This window comes from Aeromonas genomosp. paramedia (assembly GCF_023093515.1).
Classification (GTDB): domain Bacteria; phylum Pseudomonadota; class Gammaproteobacteria; order Enterobacterales; family Aeromonadaceae; genus Aeromonas.
In genome coordinates, this window is the sequence record NZ_JAAROG010000007.1 from 58,613 (window position 1) to 81,561 (window position 22,949).

General features: G+C 65.7%; 20 protein-coding genes. 15 read left to right on the forward strand and 5 right to left on the reverse strand.

Annotation, left to right across the window (positions count from 1 at the left end; all coding sequences use genetic code 11):
- Positions 1–146 precede the first annotated feature (146 nt).
- From HB860_RS04830 to HB860_RS04845, 4 genes are all read left to right on the forward strand, one after another.
- A complete protein-coding gene (locus HB860_RS04830; protein WP_247625960.1) occupies positions 147–1,061 on the forward strand; it encodes an aminoimidazole riboside kinase in 915 nt (304 codons plus the stop codon).
- Between the two features lie 82 nt (positions 1,062–1,143).
- On the forward strand, positions 1,144–2,508 hold the full coding sequence (locus tag HB860_RS04835) for a sucrose-specific PTS transporter subunit IIBC (protein WP_247625896.1): 1,365 nt from the start codon (positions 1,144–1,146) through the stop codon (positions 2,506–2,508).
- Complete coding sequence (locus HB860_RS04840) at positions 2,508–3,923, forward strand: glycoside hydrolase family 32 protein (RefSeq protein ID WP_247625897.1); 1,416 nt, start codon at positions 2,508–2,510, stop codon at positions 3,921–3,923. The genes HB860_RS04835 and HB860_RS04840 overlap by 1 nt, the downstream gene beginning before the upstream one ends.
- Positions 3,924–3,950: 27 nt before the next feature.
- Positions 3,951–4,961: a substrate-binding domain-containing protein gene (locus tag HB860_RS04845; protein WP_247625898.1), complete on the forward strand. Its 1,011-nt coding sequence runs from the start codon at positions 3,951–3,953 to the stop codon at positions 4,959–4,961.
- A gap of 69 nt (positions 4,962–5,030) precedes the next feature.
- Here the strand turns inward: HB860_RS04845 and HB860_RS04850 are convergent, their stop codons facing one another.
- The 3 genes from HB860_RS04850 to HB860_RS04860 all read right to left on the reverse strand — a co-directional run bounded on the left by HB860_RS04850 (position 5,031) and on the right by HB860_RS04860 (position 6,904).
- On the reverse strand, positions 5,031–5,759 hold the full coding sequence (locus tag HB860_RS04850) for an MgtC/SapB family protein (RefSeq protein WP_139436338.1): 729 nt from the start codon (positions 5,757–5,759) through the stop codon (positions 5,031–5,033).
- A gap of 228 nt (positions 5,760–5,987) precedes the next feature.
- Entirely contained in the window at positions 5,988–6,353 is a 366-nt protein-coding gene (locus tag HB860_RS04855; RefSeq protein WP_247625899.1) for a hypothetical protein, read from the reverse strand.
- Positions 6,354–6,718: 365 nt separating this feature from the next.
- Positions 6,719–6,904 (reverse strand): YgaP family membrane protein, encoded by a 186-nt coding sequence (locus HB860_RS04860; protein WP_043132505.1) that lies wholly within the window; start codon positions 6,902–6,904, stop codon positions 6,719–6,721.
- Positions 6,905–6,996: 92 nt separating this feature from the next.
- Between HB860_RS04860 and HB860_RS04865 the strand changes: the two genes are divergently transcribed.
- From HB860_RS04865 to HB860_RS04905, 9 genes are all read left to right on the forward strand, one after another.
- Entirely contained in the window at positions 6,997–7,311 is a 315-nt protein-coding gene (locus HB860_RS04865) for an ArsR/SmtB family transcription factor (RefSeq protein ID WP_247625900.1), read from the forward strand.
- Entirely contained in the window at positions 7,311–7,724 is a 414-nt protein-coding gene (locus HB860_RS04870; protein ID WP_247625901.1) for a YeeE/YedE family protein, read from the forward strand. The genes HB860_RS04865 and HB860_RS04870 overlap by 1 nt, the downstream gene beginning before the upstream one ends.
- A gap of 13 nt (positions 7,725–7,737) precedes the next feature.
- The gene (locus HB860_RS04875; protein ID WP_247625902.1) at positions 7,738–8,184 is read left to right on the forward strand and encodes a YeeE/YedE family protein; all 447 of its coding nucleotides are present in this window, start codon (positions 7,738–7,740) and stop codon (positions 8,182–8,184) included.
- A 41-nt stretch (positions 8,185–8,225) separates the two neighbouring features.
- Positions 8,226–9,296 carry an efflux RND transporter periplasmic adaptor subunit gene (locus HB860_RS04880; protein WP_247625961.1) on the forward strand — a complete coding sequence of 357 codons (1,071 nt, stop codon included), beginning with the start codon at positions 8,226–8,228 and terminating at the stop codon, positions 9,294–9,296.
- A complete protein-coding gene (locus tag HB860_RS04885) occupies positions 9,289–12,441 on the forward strand; it encodes an efflux RND transporter permease subunit (RefSeq protein WP_247625903.1) in 3,153 nt (1,050 codons plus the stop codon). Before HB860_RS04880 ends, HB860_RS04885 begins: the two co-directional genes overlap by 8 nt.
- A gap of 79 nt (positions 12,442–12,520) precedes the next feature.
- Positions 12,521–13,660 carry an efflux RND transporter periplasmic adaptor subunit gene (locus HB860_RS04890; protein WP_247625904.1) on the forward strand — a complete coding sequence of 380 codons (1,140 nt, stop codon included), beginning with the start codon at positions 12,521–12,523 and terminating at the stop codon, positions 13,658–13,660.
- The gene (locus tag HB860_RS04895; protein WP_139436348.1) at positions 13,653–14,342 is read left to right on the forward strand and encodes an ABC transporter ATP-binding protein; all 690 of its coding nucleotides are present in this window, start codon (positions 13,653–13,655) and stop codon (positions 14,340–14,342) included. Before HB860_RS04890 ends, HB860_RS04895 begins: the two co-directional genes overlap by 8 nt.
- Positions 14,343–15,557, forward strand: a complete 1,215-nt coding sequence (locus HB860_RS04900) for an ABC transporter permease (protein ID WP_247625905.1) — start codon at positions 14,343–14,345, stop codon at positions 15,555–15,557.
- Complete coding sequence (locus HB860_RS04905) at positions 15,557–16,756, forward strand: ABC transporter permease (RefSeq protein WP_247625906.1); 1,200 nt, start codon at positions 15,557–15,559, stop codon at positions 16,754–16,756. The genes HB860_RS04900 and HB860_RS04905 overlap by 1 nt, the downstream gene beginning before the upstream one ends.
- Here the strand turns inward: HB860_RS04905 and HB860_RS04910 are convergent.
- A complete protein-coding gene (locus tag HB860_RS04910) occupies positions 16,753–19,209 on the reverse strand; it encodes a diguanylate cyclase domain-containing protein (protein WP_247625907.1) in 2,457 nt (818 codons plus the stop codon). The two genes, HB860_RS04905 and HB860_RS04910, sit on opposite strands and share 4 nt — an antisense overlap.
- Before the next feature lie 396 nt (positions 19,210–19,605).
- On the opposite strand from HB860_RS04910, the gene HB860_RS04915 reads away from it, so the two are divergent.
- Together HB860_RS04915 and HB860_RS04920 are read left to right on the forward strand one after the other, a co-directional pair.
- Positions 19,606–20,622 carry a lipoate--protein ligase A gene (locus tag HB860_RS04915; protein WP_247625908.1) on the forward strand — a complete coding sequence of 339 codons (1,017 nt, stop codon included), beginning with the start codon at positions 19,606–19,608 and terminating at the stop codon, positions 20,620–20,622.
- Positions 20,623–20,795: 173 nt separating this feature from the next.
- Positions 20,796–22,490 carry a pyridoxal phosphate-dependent decarboxylase family protein gene (locus HB860_RS04920; RefSeq protein ID WP_247625909.1) on the forward strand — a complete coding sequence of 565 codons (1,695 nt, stop codon included), beginning with the start codon at positions 20,796–20,798 and terminating at the stop codon, positions 22,488–22,490.
- A gap of 70 nt (positions 22,491–22,560) precedes the next feature.
- Here the strand turns inward: HB860_RS04920 and HB860_RS04925 are convergent, their stop codons facing one another.
- Positions 22,561–22,917 (reverse strand): copper-binding protein, encoded by a 357-nt coding sequence (locus HB860_RS04925; protein WP_247625910.1) that lies wholly within the window; start codon positions 22,915–22,917, stop codon positions 22,561–22,563.
- Positions 22,918–22,949 lie beyond the last annotated feature (32 nt).

The window sequence follows — 22,949 nt, forward strand, 5'->3', positions numbered from 1 at the left end:
CCCGATCACAAAAATGGCAGCCGGCGCCGGGATCTGTTGGTTGGCTAAAACGGTTTAGCTGATAATGCGGACCAAGAGAACAGAGCCCGGCTCTGGCAAATCCTGTGCAGCAGTGGAGTAGCAAGGTGGGGAATCGTGTGTGGGTAATGGGGGATGCGGTGGTGGATCTTATCCCGGAAGGGAAGGAGCACTACCTCAAGTGTCCGGGCGGTGCGCCCGCCAACGTGGCGGTGGGCGTTGCCCGGCTCGGCGGGGAATCGGCCTTTATCGGCCGGGTCGGCGCCGATCCCTTTGGCCGCTTTATGGCCGAGACCCTGACAAGGGAGGGCGTCGACATTCGCCACCTGAACCAGGATCCGGCCCATAACACCTCGACCGTGCTGGTGGAACTGGATGAAGAGGGGGAGCGCAGCTTCACCTTTATGGTGCGCCCCAGTGCCGACCAGTTCCTCGAGCCGGCTGACTTGCCCCGCTTCGAGGCCGGTCAGTGGCTGCTCACCTGCTCCATCGCGCTCGCCAACGAGCCGGTGCGCAGCAGTTGCCTGCAGGCCATGGCGGCCATCAAGGCGGCCGGGGGGCGGGTCTGCTTTGACCCGAACCTGAGGCCCGAGGTGTGGGGCAACCCGGCCGAGATGCTGCCGCTGGTACGTCAGGCCATGGCCCTGGCGGACGTGGTCAAGCTCTCGGTGGAGGAGCTGCAACTGCTGAGCGGCCTGGATGATCTCGCCGCGGGGCTCGCCACCCTTTCAGGGCCAGCCCTGGTGCTGGTGACCCGGGGGGCGGCCGGTGTGGTGGCCCGTGTGGGTGGCGAGTTGCTGGAGTGGGTGGGGCAGAAAGTGACGCCCATCGACACCACGGGGGCGGGGGATGCCTTCGTCGCCGGTCTCCTGGCGGCGCTGGCCGGGCGCTCGTCGCTGCCGACGCTGGCCGAGCTGCCCGCCATCCTGGCTCAGGCCCACGGCTGCGGGGCGCTCGCCACCACCGCCAAGGGGGCCATGACGGCGCTGCCCACCCACACCCTGCTGGATGAATTTTTGCGATCGGGCGCAAGCGGCCGTTGATCTGCGGCTAGAAGCCCGGCTCGACAGCCCCTACTCTCATGTGACAAGGGCCCGCCAGCTGGCGGGTCATAAGAGGAAGATTATGAATATCAGTGCGATAGCCAAGGATCTGGTGCCCCTGCTCGGGGGCAGGGAGAACATCGTCAGCGCCGCCCACTGCGCCACCCGGCTGCGGCTGGTGCTGGCGGACGACAGCAAGGTGAACAAGGCCGCCATCGACAAGCTGGACGGGGTCAAGGGGTGCTTCAGCAACGCCGGCCAAATTCAGGTCATTTTCGGCACCGGCCTGGTCAACAAGGTCTATGCCGAGTTCGTCACCCTGACCGGGACCGGCACCGCCAGCAAGGCGGAGCTGACCGACATGGCGACGGCCAAGCTCAATGTGGCCCAGCGCCTGGCGCGGACCCTCTCCAACATCTTCGTGCCCATCATTCCGGCCATAGTCGCGTCCGGCCTGCTGATGGGGCTGCTCGGCATGGTGCGCACCTACGGCTGGGTCAATGCCGACAGCGCGCTGTTTGTGATGCTCGACATGTTCAGCTCGGCGGCCTTCATCATACTGCCGATCCTGATCGGCTTCACGGCGGCGCGGGAGTTTGGCGGCCACCCCTACCTCGGGGCGACCCTCGGCGGCATTCTCACCCACCCGGCCCTGACCAACGCCTGGGGCGTGGCCGGCGGCTTCAAGACCATGGACTTCTTCGGGCTGGATGTGGCCATGATCGGCTATCAGGGCACCGTCTTCCCGGTGCTGCTGGCGGTCTGGTTCATGTCGCACCTGGAGAAACAGCTGAGAAGGCGCATCCCGGATGCGCTGGATCTCATCCTCACCCCTTTCCTGACCGTCATCATCACCGGCTTCGTGGCGCTGCTCTTTATCGGCCCGGCGGGTCGGGTGCTGGGGGATGGCATCTCGTTCGGCCTGAGCGCCCTCTATGAGCAGGCGGGCTGGCTGGCGGGGCTGGTGTTTGGCGGTACTTACTCGCTTATCGTCATCACCGGCATCCATCACAGCTTCCATGCCATCGAGGCGGGGCTGCTGACCAACCCGCAGATCGGGGTCAACTTCCTGCTGCCCATCTGGGCCATGGCCAACGTGGCCCAGGGCGGTGCCTGCCTCGCGGTCTACTTCAAGACCCGGGATGTGAAGATCAAGGCGATTACCGTACCGGCGGCCATGTCCTGCCTGCTCGGCATCACGGAGGCGGCGATCTTTGGTGTCAACCTGCGCTACATCAAACCCTTCCTGGCCGGTCTGTTCGGCGGGGCTTGCGGCGGCGCCTACGTGGTGGCGGCCAAGGTGGGCATGACGGCGGTGGGGCTGACCGGGATCCCCGGCATGGCCATCGTCCAGCCCATGAGCCTCATCCACTACGTCATCGGGCTGGTGATCGCCTTCGGTGCCGCCTTCGCCGCCTCCTACCTGCTCAAGTACAAGGTGGAGTGATGAAGGACGCCTATCTCCTCAACCAGGTTGTCCGGTCCCTGCTGGCCGGACAGCTCAAGGCGGCGGCCGATCCCCATCGGCCCCGCTGGCACCTGGCAGCCCCGGTGGGGCTGCTCAACGACCCGAACGGCTTTATCGAGCACGACGGGCGCTACCACCTCTTCTACCAGTGGAATCCGCTCGGTTGCGAGCATCGCAACAAGGGCTGGGGCCACGTCACCTCCACCGATCTGCTGCACTGGCAGCACGAGCCGGTGGCGCTCCTGCCCACCGAGGCCTATGAGAGCCACGGCTGCTATTCGGGCTCGGCGGTGAGCGACGAGCAGGGGCGCCTGACCCTCGTCTACACCGGCAACGTCAAATACCCGGATGGCAGCCGCACCGCCTACCAGTGTCTGGCCCGCGCCGACGGTGAGGGCGGTTTTGCCAAGCTGGGGCCTGTGCTGGATCTGCCGCCAGGCTACAGCGGCCATGTGCGCGACCCCAAGGTGTGGCACGACGGCCAGCAGTGGCTGATGGTGCTGGGAGCCCGCACCCTGGATGACAAGGGTGAAGTGCTGCTCTATCGCGGCGACGCGCTGGATGCCTGGACGCTGGTGGGCCCCATCGCCGGTAGCGGGCGCGGGGGGCTGGGGGACTTTGGCTATATGTGGGAGTGCCCGGATCTCTTCCCGCTAGGGGATCGCCATGTGCTGATCAGCTGCCCCCAGGGGATTGCCCCGCTGGGGGACGATTATCGCAATCTCTATCAGTGCGGCTGGCTGGCAGGCGCCTTCGACGGCGAGCGTTTCGTTCACGGCGCCTTCCACGAGCTGGACCGGGGCTTCGAATTCTATGCACCGCAAACCACCCAGGACAGCCAGGGGCGGCGCCTCTTGTTCGGCTGGCTGGGGTTGCCGGAGGAGAACGAGATGAGCCAGCCCACCATCCCCTATGGCTGGCTGCACCAGATGAGCTGCCCGCGGGAGCTGTTCTGGCAGGATGAGTGGCTCTGCCAGCGGCCGGTGGTGGAGCTCGCGGCATTGAAGGGGGAGCAGACCCGCTTCGAGGGGGCTGTGGACGAGCTGCCTGGCCTTGCCATCGATTCGGCCTGGCTCGATCTGCACCTCGGCGGGGAGGGGAGCCTCTGGTTCGGCACCCTGGTCGAGCTGCACTGGCAGCCGGGACGCATCATCCTGCGCCGCCAGAACTGGCAGAGCGGGGCCTGGGAGGAGCGATGCAGCCCCTGGCTTGGAGGCAAGATCACCGTCCTGTGCGACAGCTCCAGCCTGGAGTGTTTCGTGGACGGCGGCCGCCAGACCCTGTCTACCCGCTACTTCCCCGGTGAAAACCCAGTACTTTCCGCACGTTGCGGTGGTGATGGCAGCAAAATTTGTCTCGATCACTGGCCGCTGGCGGCCTGCCTAGTACAATAGCCCGGTCTCAGTGTGCCGGGAGGTCAGGTGGAGAAGAAGAAACGGATCACGATTGCCCAGATAGCCGAGCTCGCGGGGGTCTCCAAGGCCACCGCCAGCCTGGTGCTCAACGGCAAGAGTGCGGAGTACAGGATTGCCGACGATACCCGCAAGCGGATCCAGGCGGTGGCGGACGAGTGCCACTATCAGCCGAGCTTTCATGCCCGCTCCCTGCGCGAGAGCCGCAGCTACACCTGGGGGCTGGTGATCCCCGATCTCACCAACTTCGGGTTTGCCAGCATAGCGCGCGCCCTGGAGGCCCACTGCCGGGAGGCGGGGATCCAGCTGCTGATCGCCTGCTCCGAGGATGATCCCACCCTGGAGCAGCGGGTGGTGGACAACCTCATCAGCCGCCAGGTGGACGGCCTCATCGTCGCCTCCAGCGGCCACAGCGACGACATCTATGCCCGCATTCACGACCGCCTGCCGGTGGTGCAGCTCGACCGCCACATCGGCGAGTCGCGCCTGCCCATGGTGATCTCGGACGCCTGCAAGGCCACCGCCGAGCTGGTACGGGACATGGCGATCGAGTGCGACACCGAGATCTACTACTTCGGCGGCCTGCTGGATCTCTCCCCCAGCCGTCACCGGCTGGCGGGCTATGAGCTGGGTCTGCACCGGGCCGGGCTGGAGGCAGATCCCGCCCGGGTACGCCATCGCGACTATCAGCCGAGCTCGGGTTATCAGCTGATGGCCGAGCTGGTGGAGGAGCTCGGGGCGCCGCCCCGGGGGCTCTTCACCGCCTCCTTCACCCTGCTGGAAGGGGTGCTGCGCTACCTCAACGAGGCGGGGCTGATGGAGACAGGCATGCGCCTGTGCACCTTCGACGATCACGATCTGCTCGACTGCATTCCCATGCGCATCGACTCGGTGGCGCAGGATTGTCCGACCCTGGCCCGGGCCGCCTTCGAGCTGATGCAGCAGCTGATCGCGGGTAACCCTCCTGAGCAGACCGCCCAGGTGATCCCCCCCAGGGTGCGCTGGCGCAGTCGCCGCTAGTCATCCATCAGGTCTCATATGAAAAAGCCCCGCCATTGCTGGCGGGGCTTTTTGCTGTGGGCAGCGGGCTCAGTCCGTGGTGCTGGCGCGCCAGAAGATCTGCTTGATGCGGGGATGCTCCCCGAGCGTCTTCATCAGGGCGTCCAGCTCGTCGCCGTCGATGGAGGTGGCGAGCAGCACAGCCGAGATCTCGATGTCCTGCTCCCCGAAGGGCTCTATATCCAGCTCGCTCAGGGGGTAGTTGGCCTGCTCCAGCTTCTGCTCCAGCCAGGGCAGCACCTCTTTCTGGTGAGTGCGGCGGATGAGCGCCGTGACGCGGTAGGTCACCTCGGTGTCGGTATTGTCCACCGGATGACGGTTGATCTGATTGACCAGGGGGCGCAGCAGGGTGTTGGCCGCCAGCACGAAGAGGGCGCCGAGGATGGCCTCCATGGCGAAGCCGGCGCCGCTGGCCGCCCCCACCGCCGCCACGCCCCAGAGGGTGGCGGCGGTGTTGATGCCGCGGATGTTGCCCGACTCGCGCATGATGACACCGGCGCCGAGAAAGCCGATGCCGGAGACGATATAGGCCACCACGTGCACCACCCCATAGCTGCCGCCGTGCAGGTCATAGATGCGCTGGGCCAGGTTGACGAACAGGGCCGCCCCCACGGCGACCAGCACGTTGGTGCGAAGGCCGGCGGTGCGCTGGCGGTACTGGCGCTCCAGCCCGACCAGGCTGCCGAGCACGAAGGCGAGCAGCAGGCTGGCCAGGGTGTCGATCAGGGCAAGCAGATCAAATTGTTGCCACATTCTCATGGGGTACTCCTTCTGATGAGCGATGGCTGCACGCAATCCATGATGAAACGCCGCACAAGAGGGCGGAAGAGCCCTGCGATGATTGCGCTGCTGGCCAGCAAAAAATGAAACACGGCGTGCGGGGCGTCCCCTGTGCATCCCCATAGGTGCCGGGCAGAGAGCGCGCCCCAGAGTTCAGGGGGCCAGCATGGCCGGCCCCTGAACTCTGGTTAACACAGTATGGTGCTGTCAGGTGCGCCCGGGATCGCCACCGCGAGGGCGCAGTTCCCAGCGAACCGGGTGGGCGGCCCCGACCTGATGGACAAACTGCACCAGATAGCGGCGCTGGGGCGGGGTGCACTGGAGGTTGAGCACCAGCTCACGCCCGCCGCTGCGGCCCGGTGTCATGGACTGCATTGGGTGCAGCCCGGCCGGTTGCAGGGTGTGGTTCACCATCTCCAGCACCTGCTCCAGATCGGCGCGATCCTCGCAGCGGATCTGCAGCCGGTAGTGGTGCTGGCGCCGTTTGCCCCGCAGCCAGCGCGGCAGCATGCCAAGGCCCAGCTTGTTCAGCAGGGGGTGAGTCGATACAGACTGGGTTGATATCAAACGCATAGCAGCCTCCTTGTGGGAAGCAGAAACTATGCAGGCAAGGCGCCCATGGCCATTGGCCAGGAGTCACCCGACGTCAAGTGTATAAAGAGAAGAGGGGAGTGGATTTCCGCTTCTCGCAGGGCTGCGAGTTGCGGCAGAGGGACTCTGCGGCTAGCTCGCGACCAGGGTGCCGACGACAGGAGTCGGCGTGGATCTGTCACTTGATGAGTTGCCCACCGACGGTCTCCGCTATTGATTAGAGGCGACATGGTAGCCGATACGGCCGCCGGGGTAAACCCTGGGCCCCCGACAGCAACATATTGAAACAAAATGAGGTTTTACCACGAGGGAGCCATAGCTCCCTCGTTTTCATCGTCCGGTCTGGGCTATTTCATGCCCATTCGCTTCAGGATCATGGCGGCGGGGCAGAAGCCGGTGAACGCACTCTGTATCAGGTTGACCCCGACAAAGACGCTCAGCCAGACGAAGCCCGGGTGGACCCAGGCAGTGAGCAGCAGCGACAGCAGCAAGATGCAGCCTGCGACCACTCTGACTCCGTTATCGACTGTCATGTGTCTCTCCTCTTTTTTGGTTGTTTAGTGGTTGCTAATTTAGTGTTGATTTATACAATAGACTAAATATCAGCAATTGCTAATTTATGCTTATGAGCCCATTCGACGAGATGACCGGACACGCGACGGCGGCCGCCTCCCTGCTCAAGGCGTTGGCCCACCCTGAGCGCCTGATGGTGCTCTGCCAGCTGGTGGAGGGGGAGAAGGGGGTCGGGGAGCTGCTGGCCCACAGCCAGCTCGGGCAGTCGGCCTTCTCCCAGCAACTTTCGGTATTGAAGCGCCATGGCCTTATCCGTTCGCGCAAGGTCTCACAGCAGATCTACTACTCGCTGGTGAGCGAGGCGGCCGCCGATGTGCTGGCGGCGCTGCAAACCCATTTTTGTCACTCAGAAAATAAGGAATCTTGATGATGGAAAGCCAATGGCTGCTCTCTTTGGGCGGCGGCATGCTGGCGGGGCTGTCGGCCCTGATCCTGATGTTGTTCAACGGCAGGGTCGCCGGGATCAGCGGCATTCTGGCCGGCGCCTTGCAACACCGGGCGCCGTGGCGCTGGCTGTTTCTGCTGGGGTTGGGGGGCGGTGCCTGGCTGGCACTGACCCTGGGCTGGGCCACCATGCCCGCCTTCACGGGTCTGCCTGGCTGGCCCGTCGTGCTGCTGGCCGGCCTGCTGGTGGGCATAGGCACCCGCCTTGGCAATGGCTGCACCAGCGGTCACGGCATCTGCGGCATGGGGCGGCTCTCCCTGCGCTCCATCGTCGCCACCCTGACCTTTATGGCGGCCGGTGTCATCACCGTCTTTCTGACCCACCACCTCTTCTGACAGGTTGATTGCCATGAGATTGCTGACAAGTTTGCTCGCGGGTTTGCTGTTTGGGCTGGGGATGGCCATCTCCGGCATGGTGGATCCGGCCCGGGTCATCGCCTTTCTCGATCTGGCGGGAGGCTGGGATCCCAGCCTCGCCTTCGTGATGGGAGGCGCCCTGCTGGTCTTTATGCCGGGTTACTTCCTGCTGGTGAAGCCTCGCAGCCGGAGCCTGCTGGGTGAGCCCATCGTCGCCGTGCCGCCCCCCGTGCTGGATGGATCCCTGGTAGGCGGAGCCGCGCTGTTTGGCATCGGCTGGGGGCTGGCGGGCATCTGCCCTGGGCCAGCCTTGAGTCTCATTTCCAGCGGGCAGCCCATGATAATGTTGTTTATAGCGGCCATGGTGGCCGGGATCTTGCTGGTCGACCGGGTGCTGGTTCACGCACGGAACAAGGCTCGCCAGCCCCATACCGCCTGATCCCGTGAAGTGACTGATGACGCTAGGGAAGGAGAGTGATGATGGAAAAGATCCGGTTGCTGGGGATCACCTTGCTGGTGATGACATCGCAGGCCATGACATCCACCCAGGCCCTGGCCGCAGCAGGGGAGCCTATTGCCCCACTGACAGAGCCCCCGCAGACAGAGCCCTTGTTGACAGTGGCGCCACAGCCGGTGACCGACTGGCTGACCCTGGATGGTACCGTCAGCGCCATCCATCAGGGGACTGTGGCGGCCCAGACCAGCGGCCGGGTCTCCCGCATGCTGGTGGATGTGAACGACGAGGTGGTGGCGGGGCAACCGTTGCTGGAGATCAGCGGCAAAGAGCAGTTTGCCGCCGTCACGGGGGCCGAGGCGCGACTAGCCCGGGCGCAGGCCCAGCAGGTGGAGGCAGAGCGCCAGCTCGCCCGCTTTCAGGCGCTGATTGCCAAGGGGGTGATCACCCGCGCCCAGCTTGATAATGCCGAGGCCTCCGATCGCGCCGCCCGCGCCGAGGTGAATGCGGCCGATGCGGCCCTCACTCAGGCCCGCGAGGCCTACGGTTATACCCGCATACTGGCCCCCTACGCCGGTGTGGTGACCAAACGGTTGGTGGAGTTGGGGGAGACGGTGGCCCCGGGTACGCCGCTGCTCTCCGGCTTCTCCCTTGACGAATTGCGAGTGGAGGTGGAATTGCCCCAATCCGCGCTCGCCCTCGCCGGTCAACCTGCGGATGTGCAGGTGCTGCTGCCCGATGACAAGACCGTTACCCCCGCCAAACTGACCCGCTTCAACTATGCCGACAGCCAGAGCCACGCCTTCAAGTTGCGCCTCGACCTGCCGCCGCAAACCGCCGGGGTATTGCCCGGCATGTGGCTCAAGGTGCAGCTCAAGCAGGGTGAGCGTCAGGTGCTGCAGGTGCCGGACCGCTCCCTGCTGCGGCAAGGGGAGTTCAACGGTGTCTATCTGCAGCAGCCCGCTGGCTGGGCCTTGACGCCGGTGCGGGTCGGCCATTGCGTCGAGGGACAGTGCGAGATCCTGGCCGGTCTGCAAGCCGGTGACAAGCTGGCTCCCGATGCCTGGGCGCAGCAGCAGGAGGTGGCCCATGAGTAGCGAGCTGAACGGCAACAAGGAGAGGCTGGGGCCTGCCGGTCGGCTGGCTGCGCTGTTTCAGGGCTCGGCCATCACTCCGCTGTTGGCGCTGGTGGGGCTGTTGCTCGGCCTGTTTGCTGTACTGGTGACCCCCAAGGAGGAGGAGCCGCAGATCGATGTCACCTTCGCCGATGTCTACATTCCCTTCCCGGGAGCCACTCCGGCTGAAGTGGCCTCTCTCGTCACTACCCCTGCCGAGCAGGTGGTCTCCCAGATAAAGGGGATCGATACCCTCTACTCCTTCTCCCAACCCGATGGGGCCCTGCTGGTAGTGGTGTTCAAGGTGGGGGTGAGCCGCGAGCAGGCCATCGTCGATCTCAACAACCAGCTCGACTCCAACCGCGACTGGCTGCCACAGGGGATCGGGGTCGGTCAGCCATTGGTGAAACCCCGGGGGATCGATGATGTCCCCATCGTCAGCCTCACGCTCTGGAGTAAGCAACTGGGGGCCCCCGAGCTGACCCGGGTCGCCCATGAGCTGGAGACCGAACTCAAGCGCATTCCCGGTACCCGCGATATTTACACTCTTGGCAGCCAGCGCGCCGTGCTGCGGGTGATGCCGGACCCGGCGCCCCTCAGCGCCCATGGCATCAGTTGGGGTGAGCTGAGTCAGCGAGTTGCGGCCGCCAATCAGGTGGGCCCGACACAGGCCATCGAGCAAGATAACCGGGAGATCAAGGTGCAGGTGGGGCAGTTTCTGCAAAGCGAGCAGGAGGCCCGCGAGCTGGTGGTGGGGCTGCACGACGGCAAGCCGGTCTATCTGGGGGAGGTGGCCAGTGTCTCTCTGGGTCAGGAGACCCCGACCAAGCGCAGCTGGATGGGGCTGGGGCAGGCCAGTTATCCGGCGGTGACGCTGGTCATTGGCAAGCAGCCGGGTCAGAACGCGGTCGATGTGGCCAAGCGGGTAGAGGCGCGGGTCGAGAGCCTCAAAAATCGACTCATTCCGACTGGCGTCGAGGTGACGGTGACCCGGGACTACGGCGTCACCGCCGAGACCAAATCCAACACTCTCATCGGCAAGCTGATTTTTGCCACCACGGCGGTGGTGCTGCTGGTACTGGTGAGCATGGGCTGGCGCGAGGCACTGGTGGTGGGCGTTGCCATCGTCATCACCCTGGCACTGACCCTGTTTGCCAGCTGGGCCTGGGGTTTTACCCTCAACCGGGTATCGCTGTTTGCGCTGATCTTCTCCATCGGCATCCTGGTGGATGACGCCATAGTCGTGGTGGAGAACATCTACCGCCATCGCGGCCTGGGCAAGGGGGTGCTCAAGGATCTTATTCCGGGGGCGGTGGACGAGGTGGGGGGGCCGACCATACTGGCGACCCTGACCGTTATCGCGGCCCTGTTGCCGATGGCCTTTGTCAGCGGCCTGATGGGCCCCTACATGAGCCCCATTCCCATCAATGCCAGCATGGGGATGCTCATCTCCCTGCTGGTTGCCTTTATCTTCTCCCCCTGGCTGGCGAACCATTTGCTCAAGGGTGAGGTGCACGCTACCCACGGCGAGGCCAAGGCTGATCTCTTTCACCGGCTGATGACCCCTTTTCTGATCGGTGACGGCGCCAAGCGGGCCAGACACAAGCTCTGGCTGGCCATCCTGCTGCTGGTCGCGGGCGCCGCCGCCATGCCGGTGGTGCAGTGGGTGGTGCTCAAGATGCTCCCCTTTGACAACAAGTCGGAATTCCAGCTGGTGCTCGATATGCCGGAGGGGGCGACCCTGGAGCAGACCGAGCGCACCCTGCTGGCGGTCGGGCGGGAGCTTGCCAAGGTGGCGGAGGTGAAGGATTACCAGATCTACGCCGGTACCGCAGCCCCCATCAATTTCAACGGCCTGGTGCGCCACTACTTCATCCGCAGCGGCGCCAACGTGGGGGATATTCAGGTCAATCTGGTGGACAAGCATGAACGGGATCGCAGCAGTCACCAGATTGCCCAGTCGGTACGGGCACCTCTGCAGGCTATCGCCAGCGCGGTGGGGGGCAACCTCAAAGTCGTGGAAGTGCCACCCGGCCCGCCGGTCTGGTCACCCATCGTTGCCGAAATCTATGGCCCGACACCGGCCGCCCGTGAAGCGGCGGCGCGCGCCGTTCAGGCCCGTTTTGTGGCCACGGCGGATCTGGTGGACGTGGATATCTATCTGACCGACCCGCAGCCAAAGTGGCGGCTGGTGGTGGATCGCAGCAAAGCGGCCCTGCTCGGGGTCGATCTCGGGGATCTGGTGAATACCCTCAATGGTGGGGTGGGTTATCAGGATGCCAGCTGGCTGCAGGGGCACGGCGCCAAGTATCCGGTGCCGATCCGCATCGAACTGGCCCCCGGTGACAAACGGGATCTGGCGGGCGTACTGGCCCTCAAGGTGCGCAGCCAGAGCGGCCAGCTGGTACGGCTCTCCGAGCTGGTGAGTCGCCGTGACGAGGTAGCCCCCAGCTATATCATGCACAAGAATATGCAGCCCATGGTGATGGTGGTGGCCGACATGGGCGGCCATACCGACAGCCCGCTCTACGGCATGTTTGCCGCCGGTGCCGACATCGACCTGCCCCAATATTACGTGCAGCAGCCCGACAAGCTGGGGGAGGTGGCGCTGTTGTGGGACGGGGAGTGGAAGATCACCTACGAGACCTTCCGCGACATGGGGATCGCCTACGGGGTGGGGATGATCCTCATCTACCTGCTGGTGGTGGCCCAGTTCCGCTCCTATCTGGTGCCGCTCATCATCATGGCCCCCATTCCGCTCACCCTCATCGGGGTGATGCCGGGCCACGCCCTGTTGGGGGCTCAGTTTACCGCGACCTCGATGATCGGGATGATCGCGCTGGCCGGGATCATCGTACGCAACAGCATCCTGCTGGTGGACTTTATCGAGCAGCAGCGCCGCGCCGGAGTGGCGTTCGAGCAGGCGGTGATCGAAGCGGCGCAGGTGCGGGCCAAACCCATCATGCTAACGGCGCTGGCCGCGATGATCGGGGCCCTGTTTATCCTCGATGATCCCATCTTCAACGGACTGGCCATCAGCCTGATTTTCGGGATCCTGGTCTCCTCCTTGCTCACCTCTGTGGTGATACCCTTGCTCTATTATGCCCTGCTCTCCCGACGCTCATGACGGGAGGCACTAGCGAAGGCGAAATGATGCCCTGCTCTCCTGCCAGACGTGACGGGAGTCAATAGCGAAAGGATGCGCGATGAAGAGAGGCTGGCTGTGGTGGGCGGCGGGTGCCGGGGTGGCGGTGGCGGCCCTGGCATGGTGGTGGCGACCCCAGGGGACGCCGGTCAAGCTGGTGGCGGTGGGGCGAGGGGATGTGCTGGTGACCCTGGTCAACACCCGGGCCGGCACCATCAAGTCGTGCCAGCGGGCCGGGCTCAGTCTGCCCGGTGGCGGCGTGGTGGCGCAGATCGCCGTCAAGGCCGGGGACAAGGTGGCGCAGGGGGATCTGCTGCTGACCCTCTGGAGCGAGGACATTCGCGCCGATCTCAGCCGCGCCCGCGCCCAGCAGGCCCTCGGCAAGACCCAGCGCGAGGAGCGCTGCAGCGAGGCCGCCTACTACGAGCGGGAGGCCAACCGGCTGGCCACCCTGCTCGCCAAGAACCTCACCTCCCGCACCCTGGCGGAGCAGGCCCAGAACCTGGCCGATACCCGCCGCTATATCTGCCGGGCCTCCCGCCAGCAGGAGCGGGTGGACGAGGCGCTGGTCGCCCAGGTGGAGGCCCGCCTGGCCGAGCGCCGACTGTTGGCGCCCTTTGCCGGGGTGGTGGCCGAGGTCAACAGCAAGCTTGGCGAATACATGACCCCCTCACCCCCAGGGGTGGCCATGCCCCCCGTCATCGATCTCATCGACGATCGCTGCCTCTATGTCTCGGCCCCCATAGATGAAGTGGATGCCGCCCGCCTCAGGGTGGGCCAGAGCGCCCGGGTTCTGCTCGATGCCATGCCCGGGCGCGACTTTGCCGCCACCGTCACCCGTATCGCCCCCTATGTGAAGGAGCTGGAGAAGCAGGCTCGCACCGTGGAGGTGGAGGCGGCGCTCACCGCCCCGCCGAGCGACGTGCCCCTGCTCATCGGCTACAGCGCCGATCTCGAGGTGGAGGTGACCCGCGCCACCGATGTGCTGCGGGTGGCGGCCAGCAGCCGGGCCGACGATGGCAGCGTGCTGCGGCTGGAGGGGGATCGGCTGGTGCGGGTGCTGCCCCGCTGGGGGGTGGAGAACTGGAACTGGATTGAGGTGGCGGAGGGGCTGGCCGCCGGTGACAGGCTGGCGGCCCAGCCCGGCCAGATAGTCGGGGAGGGGCCCTTCACCGCCGCCAAGGAGCAGACGGATGAGTGATCTCATTCGCCTCGAGGCCGTCAGCCGTCGCTTCACCCTGGGGGGCACTGAGGTGGCGGCCCTCGCGCAAGTCTCCCTGCGGGTCGCCGAGGGGGAGTATCTGGCAGTGATGGGCCCCTCGGGCTCCGGCAAGTCGACCCTGCTCAACGTGCTGGGGCTCTTGGACCGGCCAGACGAGGGGCGCTACTGGCTGGGAGGGGAGGACACGGCCACCCTGTCAGAGCCCGCGCTGGCCCGGCTGCGGGGCCAGCGCATCGGCTTCGTGTTCCAGTCGTTTCACCTCATCTCCCGCCTCACCGCCCGGGAAAACGTCGAGCTGCCGCTGATGCTGTGCGGCGTCCCCCCCGCCGAGCGCCACAGTCGCAGCCAGCGCCTGCTGGAGGAGCTGAGGCTGGACAATAGAGCCGACCACAGGCCCGCCGAGCTCTCCGGCGGTCAGCGCCAGCGGGTCGCCATCGCCCGGGCCATGGCCATGGCGCCGCGCCTCATTCTGGCGGACGAGCCCACCGGCAACCTGGACTCCCGCTCCGGGGAGGAGGTGATCACCCTGCTTGAGGGGCTCAACCGGGAGCAGGGCATGACCCTGGTGGTGGTGACCCACGACCCTCGCCTCGGCGAGCGGGCGGGCAGGCGGCTCTCGATGGATGACGGCCGCATCAGCAGCGACAGCGGCGGGGGCTGAATGCGACGCCCCGATGCCCTCCGCTTCGCCGCCGTGGCCCTGCTGCGCCAGCGCACGCGAGCGCTGGTGCTGATCCTGGCGGTGAGCCTGAGCGTCACCTCGGTGCTGCTGCTCACCGCGCTGGGAGAGGGGGCGAGGCGCTATGTGGCCGAGCAGTTCAGCTCCCTTGGCAAGGATCTGCTGGTGATGTTCCCGGGCCGCAAGGAGACCACGGGCGGGCTGCCGCCGGTGACCGGCAACAGCCTGCGGGAGATCACCCTGGATGACATGCACTACCTGGGCCAGCATCAGCCCCAGCTCAGGCTGGTGCCGCTGGTGATGGGCTTTGCCGAGGCCAAGCAGGGGGCCCGGGTGCGCCAGACCATACTGCTTGGCAGCAGCAACGACTTGCGGCATACCCACGGGCTGACCCTGCTCGCCGGCCGCTGGCTGCCGGGGGAGGCCACAGAGGACAGGCCGGTCGCCCTGCTCGGAGACGTGGCGGCCCGTGAGTTGTTCGGTCAGGCGGATCCGGTCGGCCAGTGGCTGCGTTTTGACAATCGCCGCTTTCGGGTGGTGGGGGTCTTCACCAGCCAGAGCAGCAATCTGGGGATGGACATGGCCGAGGCGGCGCTGATCCCGGTCGGCAGCGCCATGGGGCTGTTCAATACCGAGGGGCTGTTTCGCCTGCTGATCCAGCCGTTGGCCGGGCAAGCTGTGCCCCCGCTGATCACGCGGCTGGAGCAGCTGATGCAGGGGCGCCACGGGGTGCTCGATATCACCCTGGTGCGGCGTGACGCCATGCTGGCCACTTTTTCTACCATTCTGGCCACCCTCACCCTGGCGGTCGCCGGTATCGGGGCCATCAGCCTGCTGGTCTCCGGCATCATGATGATGAATCTGGCGTTGATCAGCACCCGCCAGCGCACTGGCGAGATAGGCCTGCTCAAGGCGCTGGGGGCCGACAGCCGCCAGATCCGCCAGCTGTTCTTGTGGGAGGCGCTGCTGCTGAGCGGCGGTGGCGCCCTGTTTGGCACGGCCCTGGGCTATGCCCTGGTGGCCCTCGCCGCGCTGATCTGGCCGAGCTTCCCGGCTGCGGTGCCCTGGCTCGCGACCCTCTGCACCATACCCGCTGCCCTGCTGACCGGGCTCTTCTTCAGCTGGCTGCCCGCCTCCCGGGCGGCGCGGCAGGATCCGGTCAGCAGTCTGCGCAGCGGGCAGTGGAGCGGTGGCTGATGCGCGCCGCTGATCTGCTGTTCTGGCTCTGGCGCGCCTTGCTGGCAGGGCGCAGCCGCAGCCTGCTGTCGGCGCTCGGCATCGCCATCGGGATCGCCTCCGTGACCCTGCTCACCGGCATAGGCGAGGGGCTCAGGCTCTATCTGCTCGACAGCTTCTCCCAGTTCGGGACCCGGCTGATCGCCGTGACCCCGGGCAAGACCGAGACCGCCGGCGGCCCGCCAGGCATCCTCTCCAGCAGCCGCCCCCTGCTGCTGGAGGATGCCGATGCCCTCGCCAGGTTGCCAGGGGTAGAAGCCGCCCTGCCGGTGGTGCAGGGGCAGGGGGAGGTGCGCAGCCGGGGGCTGACCCGCAGCACGGCCATTCTGGGCACCGGCTCGGCGGCGCTCCTTGGCTGGCGCCTTACCCTGGTGCAGGGGCGCTTTCTGCCCGCGGACGACAGCGCCATGCCCCGCGCCTATGCGGTGCTGGGCGCCAAGGTGGCCGCTGAGCTGTTCCCGGGCGGCGACGGGCCGGGGAGTCTGCTGCGCGCCGGTGATCGCCGCTTTCGGGTGGCCGGGGTGCTGGCCCCCAAGGGACAGTTTCTCGGCTTCGATCTGGACGACATGATCTATCTGCCCGCCGCCCATGCCCAGGCGCTGTTCAACAAGGAGGGGCTGCAGGAGATAGACGTCATCTATGGGGCCGGGCAGGGGGAGGCCGAGATCACGGCCCAGATCCGGCGGGTGCTGACGGCCCGTCACGGCGCCGAGGATTTTACCCTCACCTCCCAGCAGGACATGCTGGCGAGCCTCGACAAGATACTCACCATCATCAAGCTGGCGGTCGGCGGGCTCGGGATCATCTCGCTGCTGATCGGGGCGGTCGGCATCTTCAGCATCATGAGCATCGCCCAGCAGGAGCGGATCCCCGAGGTGGGCCTGCTGATGGCGCTGGGCTGCCCGCGGCGGCGCATCCTGCTGCTGTTTCTGCTCGAAGCCGTGGTGCTGGCGCTGCTGGGGGGCGCCATGGGGCTGGCCCTGCTCGGGGGGCTCAAGCTGCTGCTCGCCCTGCTGGCGGCCGGCTTGCCGCTCAGCCTCCATCCCCTCTATCTGCTGCTGGCCCTGGGGTGCAGCGCCCTGGTCGGTCTGCTGGCTGGGGTCGCCCCGGCGCTGCGGGCGGTGCGCCTGGACCCCGTGGTCGCCCTGCGGGGGGACTAGGCGACGATCTCGGTCATCTGCCCGGGGGGCGCTGGTGTGAACAGGGGGAAGTAGCGCCTGTCCGCCTGGCTCATGTGGCCGACCACCAGCTCCTGAAGGATGAAGTTGAGCAGCTCGTCGTTGCCAAGCGTCCCCGCCCTGGCGGCGGCCATCAGCTGGGAGGCCTTCTCCAGCAGCCTCTGGTGATCCCGTCGATGGCTGGCCAGCTCCCCATAGTCGTATTCAGCCAGCAACTGCTCTTCGAAGGCGAAGTGCTGGCGGGCCATCTCGAACAGGCTCGCCAGACTCTCCAGAAACGGCTCGGGATGTTCGCCCGGATCCTTGATGTGCTCCAGCAGGCGGTTGGCCAGCATGAAGAGCCGGTGATGCTCGGCATCGATGCGGGGATGGCCGCACTCATGGCCGGGATGCCACAGCAGGGCCCCCTGCGCCGGATCCCAGGTGGTCGTGAACAGGCAGACCCGGCCACGGCCCTGGTTCTTTGCCTGATACATGGCCTGGTCGGCGTGGTGCATCAGGGTCTTGGGATCGGTGCCGTGCTGCGGATAGAGGGCCACCCCTATGCTGCTGGAGATGCGCAACGCCTGCTGCTCGAGCAAGAACGCATGATGCAGGCTCTGGTGCAGCTTGTCGGCTACCCCCAGGGCGGCGTCGCCGGTATCGGGCAGCAGGATCACGAACTCGTCGCCCCCCAGCCGCGCCACCAGATCCTCTTCGCGCACGCAATGGCCCATGCGCTCGGCCACCAGCTTGAGCAGCAGATCCCCGGTCTCGTGGCCGAAGGTGTCGTTGATGGGCTTGAAGTGGTCGAGATCGATGAAGATGAGGGCCAGGGGACGTTCGGGCGCCTGCTGCAGCCTCTCTTTCAGCCGCTGTTGCAGCAGGCGGCGATTGGCCAGGCCGGTGAGGGGGTCGTGGAAGGCGAGACGGCGCATCATCTCCTCCCGGGCCGCCCGCTCGGTGATATCCCGGGTCACCCCCAGGATGGCGTCCGGTCGCGCCCGGGTGTTGCCGTGCAGGGTGGTGACCGTCTCTATGGCCACCAGATGCCCATCCTTGTGGCGCAGCTGGGAGTGGATGACGCAGCGGGTCTGGGCCTGCTCACCCCGTTGCCAGGCGGCCAGGGCGGCGCTCATCTCCTCGCGCAGCTGTCGCCTGGATTCGTCGGGCAGCAGTTGCTTGAGGGACATGGTGAAGAGCTCGTCGGGCTCGTAACCGCTAAGGGGGCCTATGGCCGGGCTGACGTAGCGAAACCGCAAGGAGGCGGTGTCCATGGTCCAGATGACGTCGGCGCTGTTCTCCGCCACGAAGCGATAGTGCTGCTCGCGCTGGGCCAGCTCCCGGGTGAGCCGCTGGCGATCCCGCGCCTCCTGGCGCAGCCGCAGATGGAGATACAGGAAGATGCCGAGCAGGGCCAGCAGGGAGAAGGTGATCAGCATGGCCACCGCCACGCTCCTGTCGAGCAGTTGCCGCTGCTGGCGCAGGCTGGCCTGGGCACTGTTGTAGATGAAGGGGGCCAGGTTGGGCACCGCCTTGATCATGCCGGCATCCAGATAGGTTCTGGCGATCTGCAGCCAGCGCTCCTGCTGCATGTAGCCCGGCTCTATGAGGTCGGGCTGCATCAGCGCCCGGGTTTCGCGGGCCTCGAACGCCAGCTGCTCGCGTCCGGCCCCACTCGGATACTGCGTCATGATGAGGTCTATCATCTCCTCGGGATTGTCCATGGCATAGCGCCACCCCTTGAGGCTCGCCTGCAGGAAGGCATGGACCCGCTCCTGCCCGGTGGCGAGCTCGTGCTCAGAGGTAAAGAGGTTGTCGCCGTAGAAGTCAAAGCCGATGTCGCGGGGATTGAACACCCGGTAGGGGATGTTCAGTTGAGTCAGGGCGAAGGGCTCGGTGGAGCTGTAGGCGCTGATGGCGTCAGCCTTGCCGGTCAGCAGCGCCTGCAGCCCCTGCTCGTAGGGGAGGGTGTTCCACTGCCTGGCCTGCGTATAGTGATGCAGATAGGTCAGCAGCTCGTTGGATCCCGGCTCCAGCATCAGGCGCTTGCCGGCCAGATCCGCCGGGGTGCGGATATCGGGTCTGTCCAGGGTCAGCAGCACCAGGGGGGAGTGCTGCAACATGGCGGCGAGCACCACCACGGGGCGACCGGCGGCCCGGGCCAGCAGCAGATCGCTGCCACCGATGCCGAAGTGGGCCCGGCCCGTGGTCACCTCGTTGATCACGTCGGTGCGGGGACCGGCCTCGCGCAGGCTGACCTGCAGACCGGCGTCCCGATAGAAGCCCTTGGCGATGGCGGCATAGTAACCGGCAAACTGGAACTGGTGCTGCCATGGCAGTTGCACTGTGACGTGCTCGTCTGCGTGCAGGGAGGGGGTGATCAGGGCGGATATCACCACCCATATCGACAGTAGCCAGCAGCCAGGCTGGCAGGATGCATCGGACTCCGTCATACCGCTATTCTCTCGGGAGGTGCTCTGCTGGCTAGAGTCAGACAATTTCTTCTCCTTCGCAAGGGGAGGAAAGCCCATAAAGCAAAGGAATGCGGGCTATTAAAACTCATTTTTGTGTCATTCATCACGCTGGGTGGAGGAATAGGGCATTTTGGCACCTCATCTGGCCTGGCAGCGGCCCCTGGTGGATGAAAAAGAGAGTCATTCCATGTACCTCTTCGTGCTTACAGGCTGCTCCGTTGCTGATGGATTGCATTTTTTAGGCGCTTTCAGGTCAACTCCGGCCACCGCAGCCATAGTGGATGGCCGAACGGGTGGCTGGGGCCGTGGTCAGGGGAGGACGCCCCGGGAGCAGGGTGGTATGGTAGTCTCCCCTTTTTCCAATGAGGTCCCCCTATGTCTCCCTTGCGCCTGCTGGTCTCCGACTCCCACGATCCCCTGTTCAACCTGGCGGTGGAGGAGTGCATCTTCCGCCAGATGGACCCCGCCCAGCGGGTGCTGTTCCTGTGGCGCAACGCCAATACCGTGGTGATAGGCCGGGCCCAGAATCCCTGGAAGGAGTGCAACACCCGCCGCATGGAAGAGGACGGCGTGACTCTGGCACGGCGCAGCAGCGGCGGTGGGGCCGTGTTCCACGATCTCGGCAACAGCTGCTTCACCTTCATGGCGGGCAAGCCCGGCTATGACAAGGGCGTCTCCACCGCCATCGTGCTGGATGGCCTCAAGCGGCTGGGGATCGCGGCCTCTGCCTCGGGGCGCAACGATCTGCTGGTGGCCACGGCGGACGGGGATCGCAAGGTGTCGGGTTCCGCCTACCGGGAGACCCAGGATCGCGGCTTTCACCACGGCACCCTGCTGCTGGACGCAGACCTCGGCCGTCTGGCCAACTACCTCAACCCCGACCCCAAGAAGCTGGCGGCCAAGGGGATCACCTCGGTGCGCAGCCGGGTCGCGAACCTCTGCGAGCTGCTGCCGGGGATAGATCACCAGCAGGTGAATGACGCCCTCATCGAGGCCTTCTTCCACTACTACGGTGAGCGGGTAGCGCCCGAGCATATCTCCCCCGAGCGGATGCCGGATCTGCCCGGCTTCGCCGAGACCTTCGCCCGCCAGCGCAGCTGGGAGTGGAACTTCGGCCATGCCCCTGCGTTCAGCCATCAGCTGGACGAGCGTTTCGGCTGGGGCGGGGTGGAGCTGCATTTCGATGTGGAGAAGGGGGTGATAGGACGGGCGCAGATCTTCAGCGACAGCCTGGATCCGGCCCCCCTGGATGCCCTGGCCGAGCGGCTGGTGGGGGCGCCCTACCGACCCGAGGCGATGGCGGCGCTGCTGCACTCGCTGATGGGGGAGTTCCCGGCCAGGGCCCACGAGCTGGCGGAGCTGGAGGCCTGGCTGTTGACGGCCCTGCGCTGAGAGGCATGACCCGGATCACGAAACGGAGCACGGGCTCCGGCGCAGGGGGGCCGCCAGCCCCCGACTGCCGTGGTCATGATAAAAAGTAGGGCAGGCCATTAGTTATTGTCGCTGTCTCCTGCGCCGCCCCGGGGGTATAACCGGGGCACATTTGCAGTACTAATGGTCTTATCATGAGCGATCTTGTCTATCTGAAAGATGACGGCGTCAACGCCGTCCACCCCGAATTCTCCGCCCGTTTCGCCACCGTCAAAGCCAACTTCTTCTCCCGTAACCCCGATCTCTGGCCGGTGTTTCGCGAGCCCGGTTTCGCCACCCTCAACGAGTTTCGCGCCCGTGGCCTGGCGCCGGATGCGCGTCTGAACGCCTGGCCAGATGGCCGCGCCCGCCTCGCGGATCTCTGCGAGACCATGCCGGTGCCCGCACAGATGCGCACCCCGGGGGAGCCCATGACGGAGCTGCTGTTTGCCGGCGCGCTGTCCAAAGACTGGGAGAACCCCTCCAGCGTCGAGAACGTCATCACCATGTCGGCGGATCCCGCCATCTACGGCGCCCAGATGGGGATCCTCGCCAACCCCAACCTGGTCTACTCCGAGTATGCCGGGGTGGCCGAGGAGCTCGAAAAGAAGGTGGTGCGCCAGATTGCCCTGCTGGCGGGATACGATCCGGCCCGCGCCACCGGCATCTTCACTCAGGGGGGGACCTTCTGTAACCTCTATGGCTACCTGCTCGGCATCCGCAAGAGTTTGCCAGAGGCCAAGCACAAGGGGCTCGGCCACTATCAGGACTACCGCATCATCAACTCCCAGGGCGGCCACTACTCCAACATCACCAACCTCTCCCTGCTCGGGGTGGACATAGAGAACAAGACCATCCGCATCCAGGTGGGCGAGAACAACGACATCGATCTCGCCGATCTCGAGCGCACCCTGACCGCCTGCTTCGCCTTGAAGCACGTGGTGCCCACCATCATGCTCACCATGGGGACCACGGACACCTTCGGGGTGGACCGGGTCAAGCCTGTGGTCGAGCTGCGGGATCGCCTCTGCGAGCGGTTCGAGGTGGCAGTCAAGCCCCACATCCACGTCGACGCCGCCATCGGCTGGTCGATGATCTTCTTCCTGGACTACGACTTTGCCGCCAACCCGCTCGCCATCAACGGCGCCACCCTGGCGGGCATAGAGCGCAACGTGGCGCGCTTTGCGGAGCTGAAATACGCCGACTCCTTCACCGTGGACTTCCAGAAGTGGGGCTATGTGCCCTACACCTCCAGCCTGGTGATGATCAGGGAGCAGGATGACCTCAAGGCGATGGAGAACGACCCGGAGAACTTCTCCTACTTCGAGCGGGACATTCAGGGCCAGACCCACCTGCAGTCCACCATCGAGTGCTCCCGGGGGGCGAGCGGCCTGTTCGGCGCCTATGCGGCCCTCAACTACCTGGGGGTGGAGGGCTATCGCACCGTGCTGGCCCACTGCCTGCAGAATGCCAACTACTTCCGCTTCCGCCTGAGCCAGCTCGGCAACGTCAAGCTGGTGGCCCAGGAAAACCAGGGGCCGAGCGTGGGCTTCAAGATCTACAACCCCGAGTGGGTGAGCGATCCGGAAGCCGAGTTCGCCTTCGAGCTGGCCCGCAGCCCGGACGCGGCCTACAAGGCGCGGCTGGCCCGCAACACCGAATACCACCGCAACCTGTTCAAGCAGCGCGGCAAGGTGGGGCTCTACACCAACTGGGTAGAGGCGGTGGCCCACTCGGAGTACGACGCGCGCGGCAAGTACTCCTATATCGCCGGGGAGAAGGCGGTCTTTATGAACCCCGCCTGCACCCGCGAGCAGATCGATGCCTTTATCGACCATATTCGCGGCTGAATCCGGTCGAGATCGCAGATAAAACAACGGCGGGTCTGGTGCCCGCCGTTTTTATTGTTGTGGTGAGCCGTTACTGCTTCTGGATGGCCATCACCGTCAGCTTGCCCGCCGGGTTCTCGGCGTGAAAGCGCACCGCATCCCCCACCTTGAGCTCCTCCAGCAGGGCCGGATCGGCCACCCGAAACACCATGGTCATGGCCGGCATCTTGAGGTTCGCGATGGCCTCGTGCTTGATGCCGACCTTGCCGTTTTGCCCGTCGATGCGAGTGATGATGCCGCGGGTCATGGTCATGTCGCCCGCCTCCGCCAGGGTCATCCCCTCCATCTGGGACATGTCGTGCCCCTCGTGGTTCATGGTCATCTCGGCCTGAGCCTGCATGGCGCCAAGGCCGAGCAGCAGGGTCAAAGTGAGCGTCTTGTAGTTCATCTGATCTTCCTTAACGTCGTTGATTTGGTTGT

Bases quoted from the DNA above. Each gene is read 5' to 3' on its own strand.
- HB860_RS04910 (WP_247625907.1), bottom strand. From the start codon at position 19,209: ATGACGGAGTCCGATGCATCCTGCCAGCCTGGCTGCTGGCTACTGTCG.
- HB860_RS04855 (WP_247625899.1), bottom strand. From the start codon at position 6,353: ATGCGTTTGATATCAACCCAGTCTGTATCGACTCACCCCCTGCTGAAC.
- HB860_RS04890 (WP_247625904.1), top strand. From the start codon at position 12,521: ATGAAGAGAGGCTGGCTGTGGTGGGCGGCGGGTGCCGGGGTGGCGGTG.
- HB860_RS04850 (WP_139436338.1), bottom strand. From the start codon at position 5,759: ATGAGAATGTGGCAACAATTTGATCTGCTTGCCCTGATCGACACCCTG.
- HB860_RS04900 (WP_247625905.1), top strand. From the start codon at position 14,343: ATGCGACGCCCCGATGCCCTCCGCTTCGCCGCCGTGGCCCTGCTGCGC.
- HB860_RS04895 (WP_139436348.1), top strand. From the start codon at position 13,653: ATGAGTGATCTCATTCGCCTCGAGGCCGTCAGCCGTCGCTTCACCCTG.
- HB860_RS04865 (WP_247625900.1), top strand. From the start codon at position 6,997: ATGAGCCCATTCGACGAGATGACCGGACACGCGACGGCGGCCGCCTCC.
- HB860_RS04925 (WP_247625910.1), bottom strand. From the start codon at position 22,917: ATGAACTACAAGACGCTCACTTTGACCCTGCTGCTCGGCCTTGGCGCC.
- HB860_RS04885 (WP_247625903.1), top strand. From the start codon at position 9,289: ATGAGTAGCGAGCTGAACGGCAACAAGGAGAGGCTGGGGCCTGCCGGT.
- HB860_RS04835 (WP_247625896.1), top strand. From the start codon at position 1,144: ATGAATATCAGTGCGATAGCCAAGGATCTGGTGCCCCTGCTCGGGGGC.
- HB860_RS04860 (WP_043132505.1), bottom strand. From the start codon at position 6,904: ATGACAGTCGATAACGGAGTCAGAGTGGTCGCAGGCTGCATCTTGCTG.
- HB860_RS04840 (WP_247625897.1), top strand. From the start codon at position 2,508: ATGAAGGACGCCTATCTCCTCAACCAGGTTGTCCGGTCCCTGCTGGCC.
- HB860_RS04875 (WP_247625902.1), top strand. From the start codon at position 7,738: ATGAGATTGCTGACAAGTTTGCTCGCGGGTTTGCTGTTTGGGCTGGGG.
- HB860_RS04905 (WP_247625906.1), top strand. From the start codon at position 15,557: ATGCGCGCCGCTGATCTGCTGTTCTGGCTCTGGCGCGCCTTGCTGGCA.
- HB860_RS04920 (WP_247625909.1), top strand. From the start codon at position 20,796: ATGAGCGATCTTGTCTATCTGAAAGATGACGGCGTCAACGCCGTCCAC.
- HB860_RS04870 (WP_247625901.1), top strand. From the start codon at position 7,311: ATGATGGAAAGCCAATGGCTGCTCTCTTTGGGCGGCGGCATGCTGGCG.
- HB860_RS04915 (WP_247625908.1), top strand. From the start codon at position 19,606: ATGTCTCCCTTGCGCCTGCTGGTCTCCGACTCCCACGATCCCCTGTTC.
- HB860_RS04830 (WP_247625960.1), top strand. From the start codon at position 147: ATGGGGGATGCGGTGGTGGATCTTATCCCGGAAGGGAAGGAGCACTAC.
- HB860_RS04880 (WP_247625961.1), top strand. From the start codon at position 8,226: ATGGAAAAGATCCGGTTGCTGGGGATCACCTTGCTGGTGATGACATCG.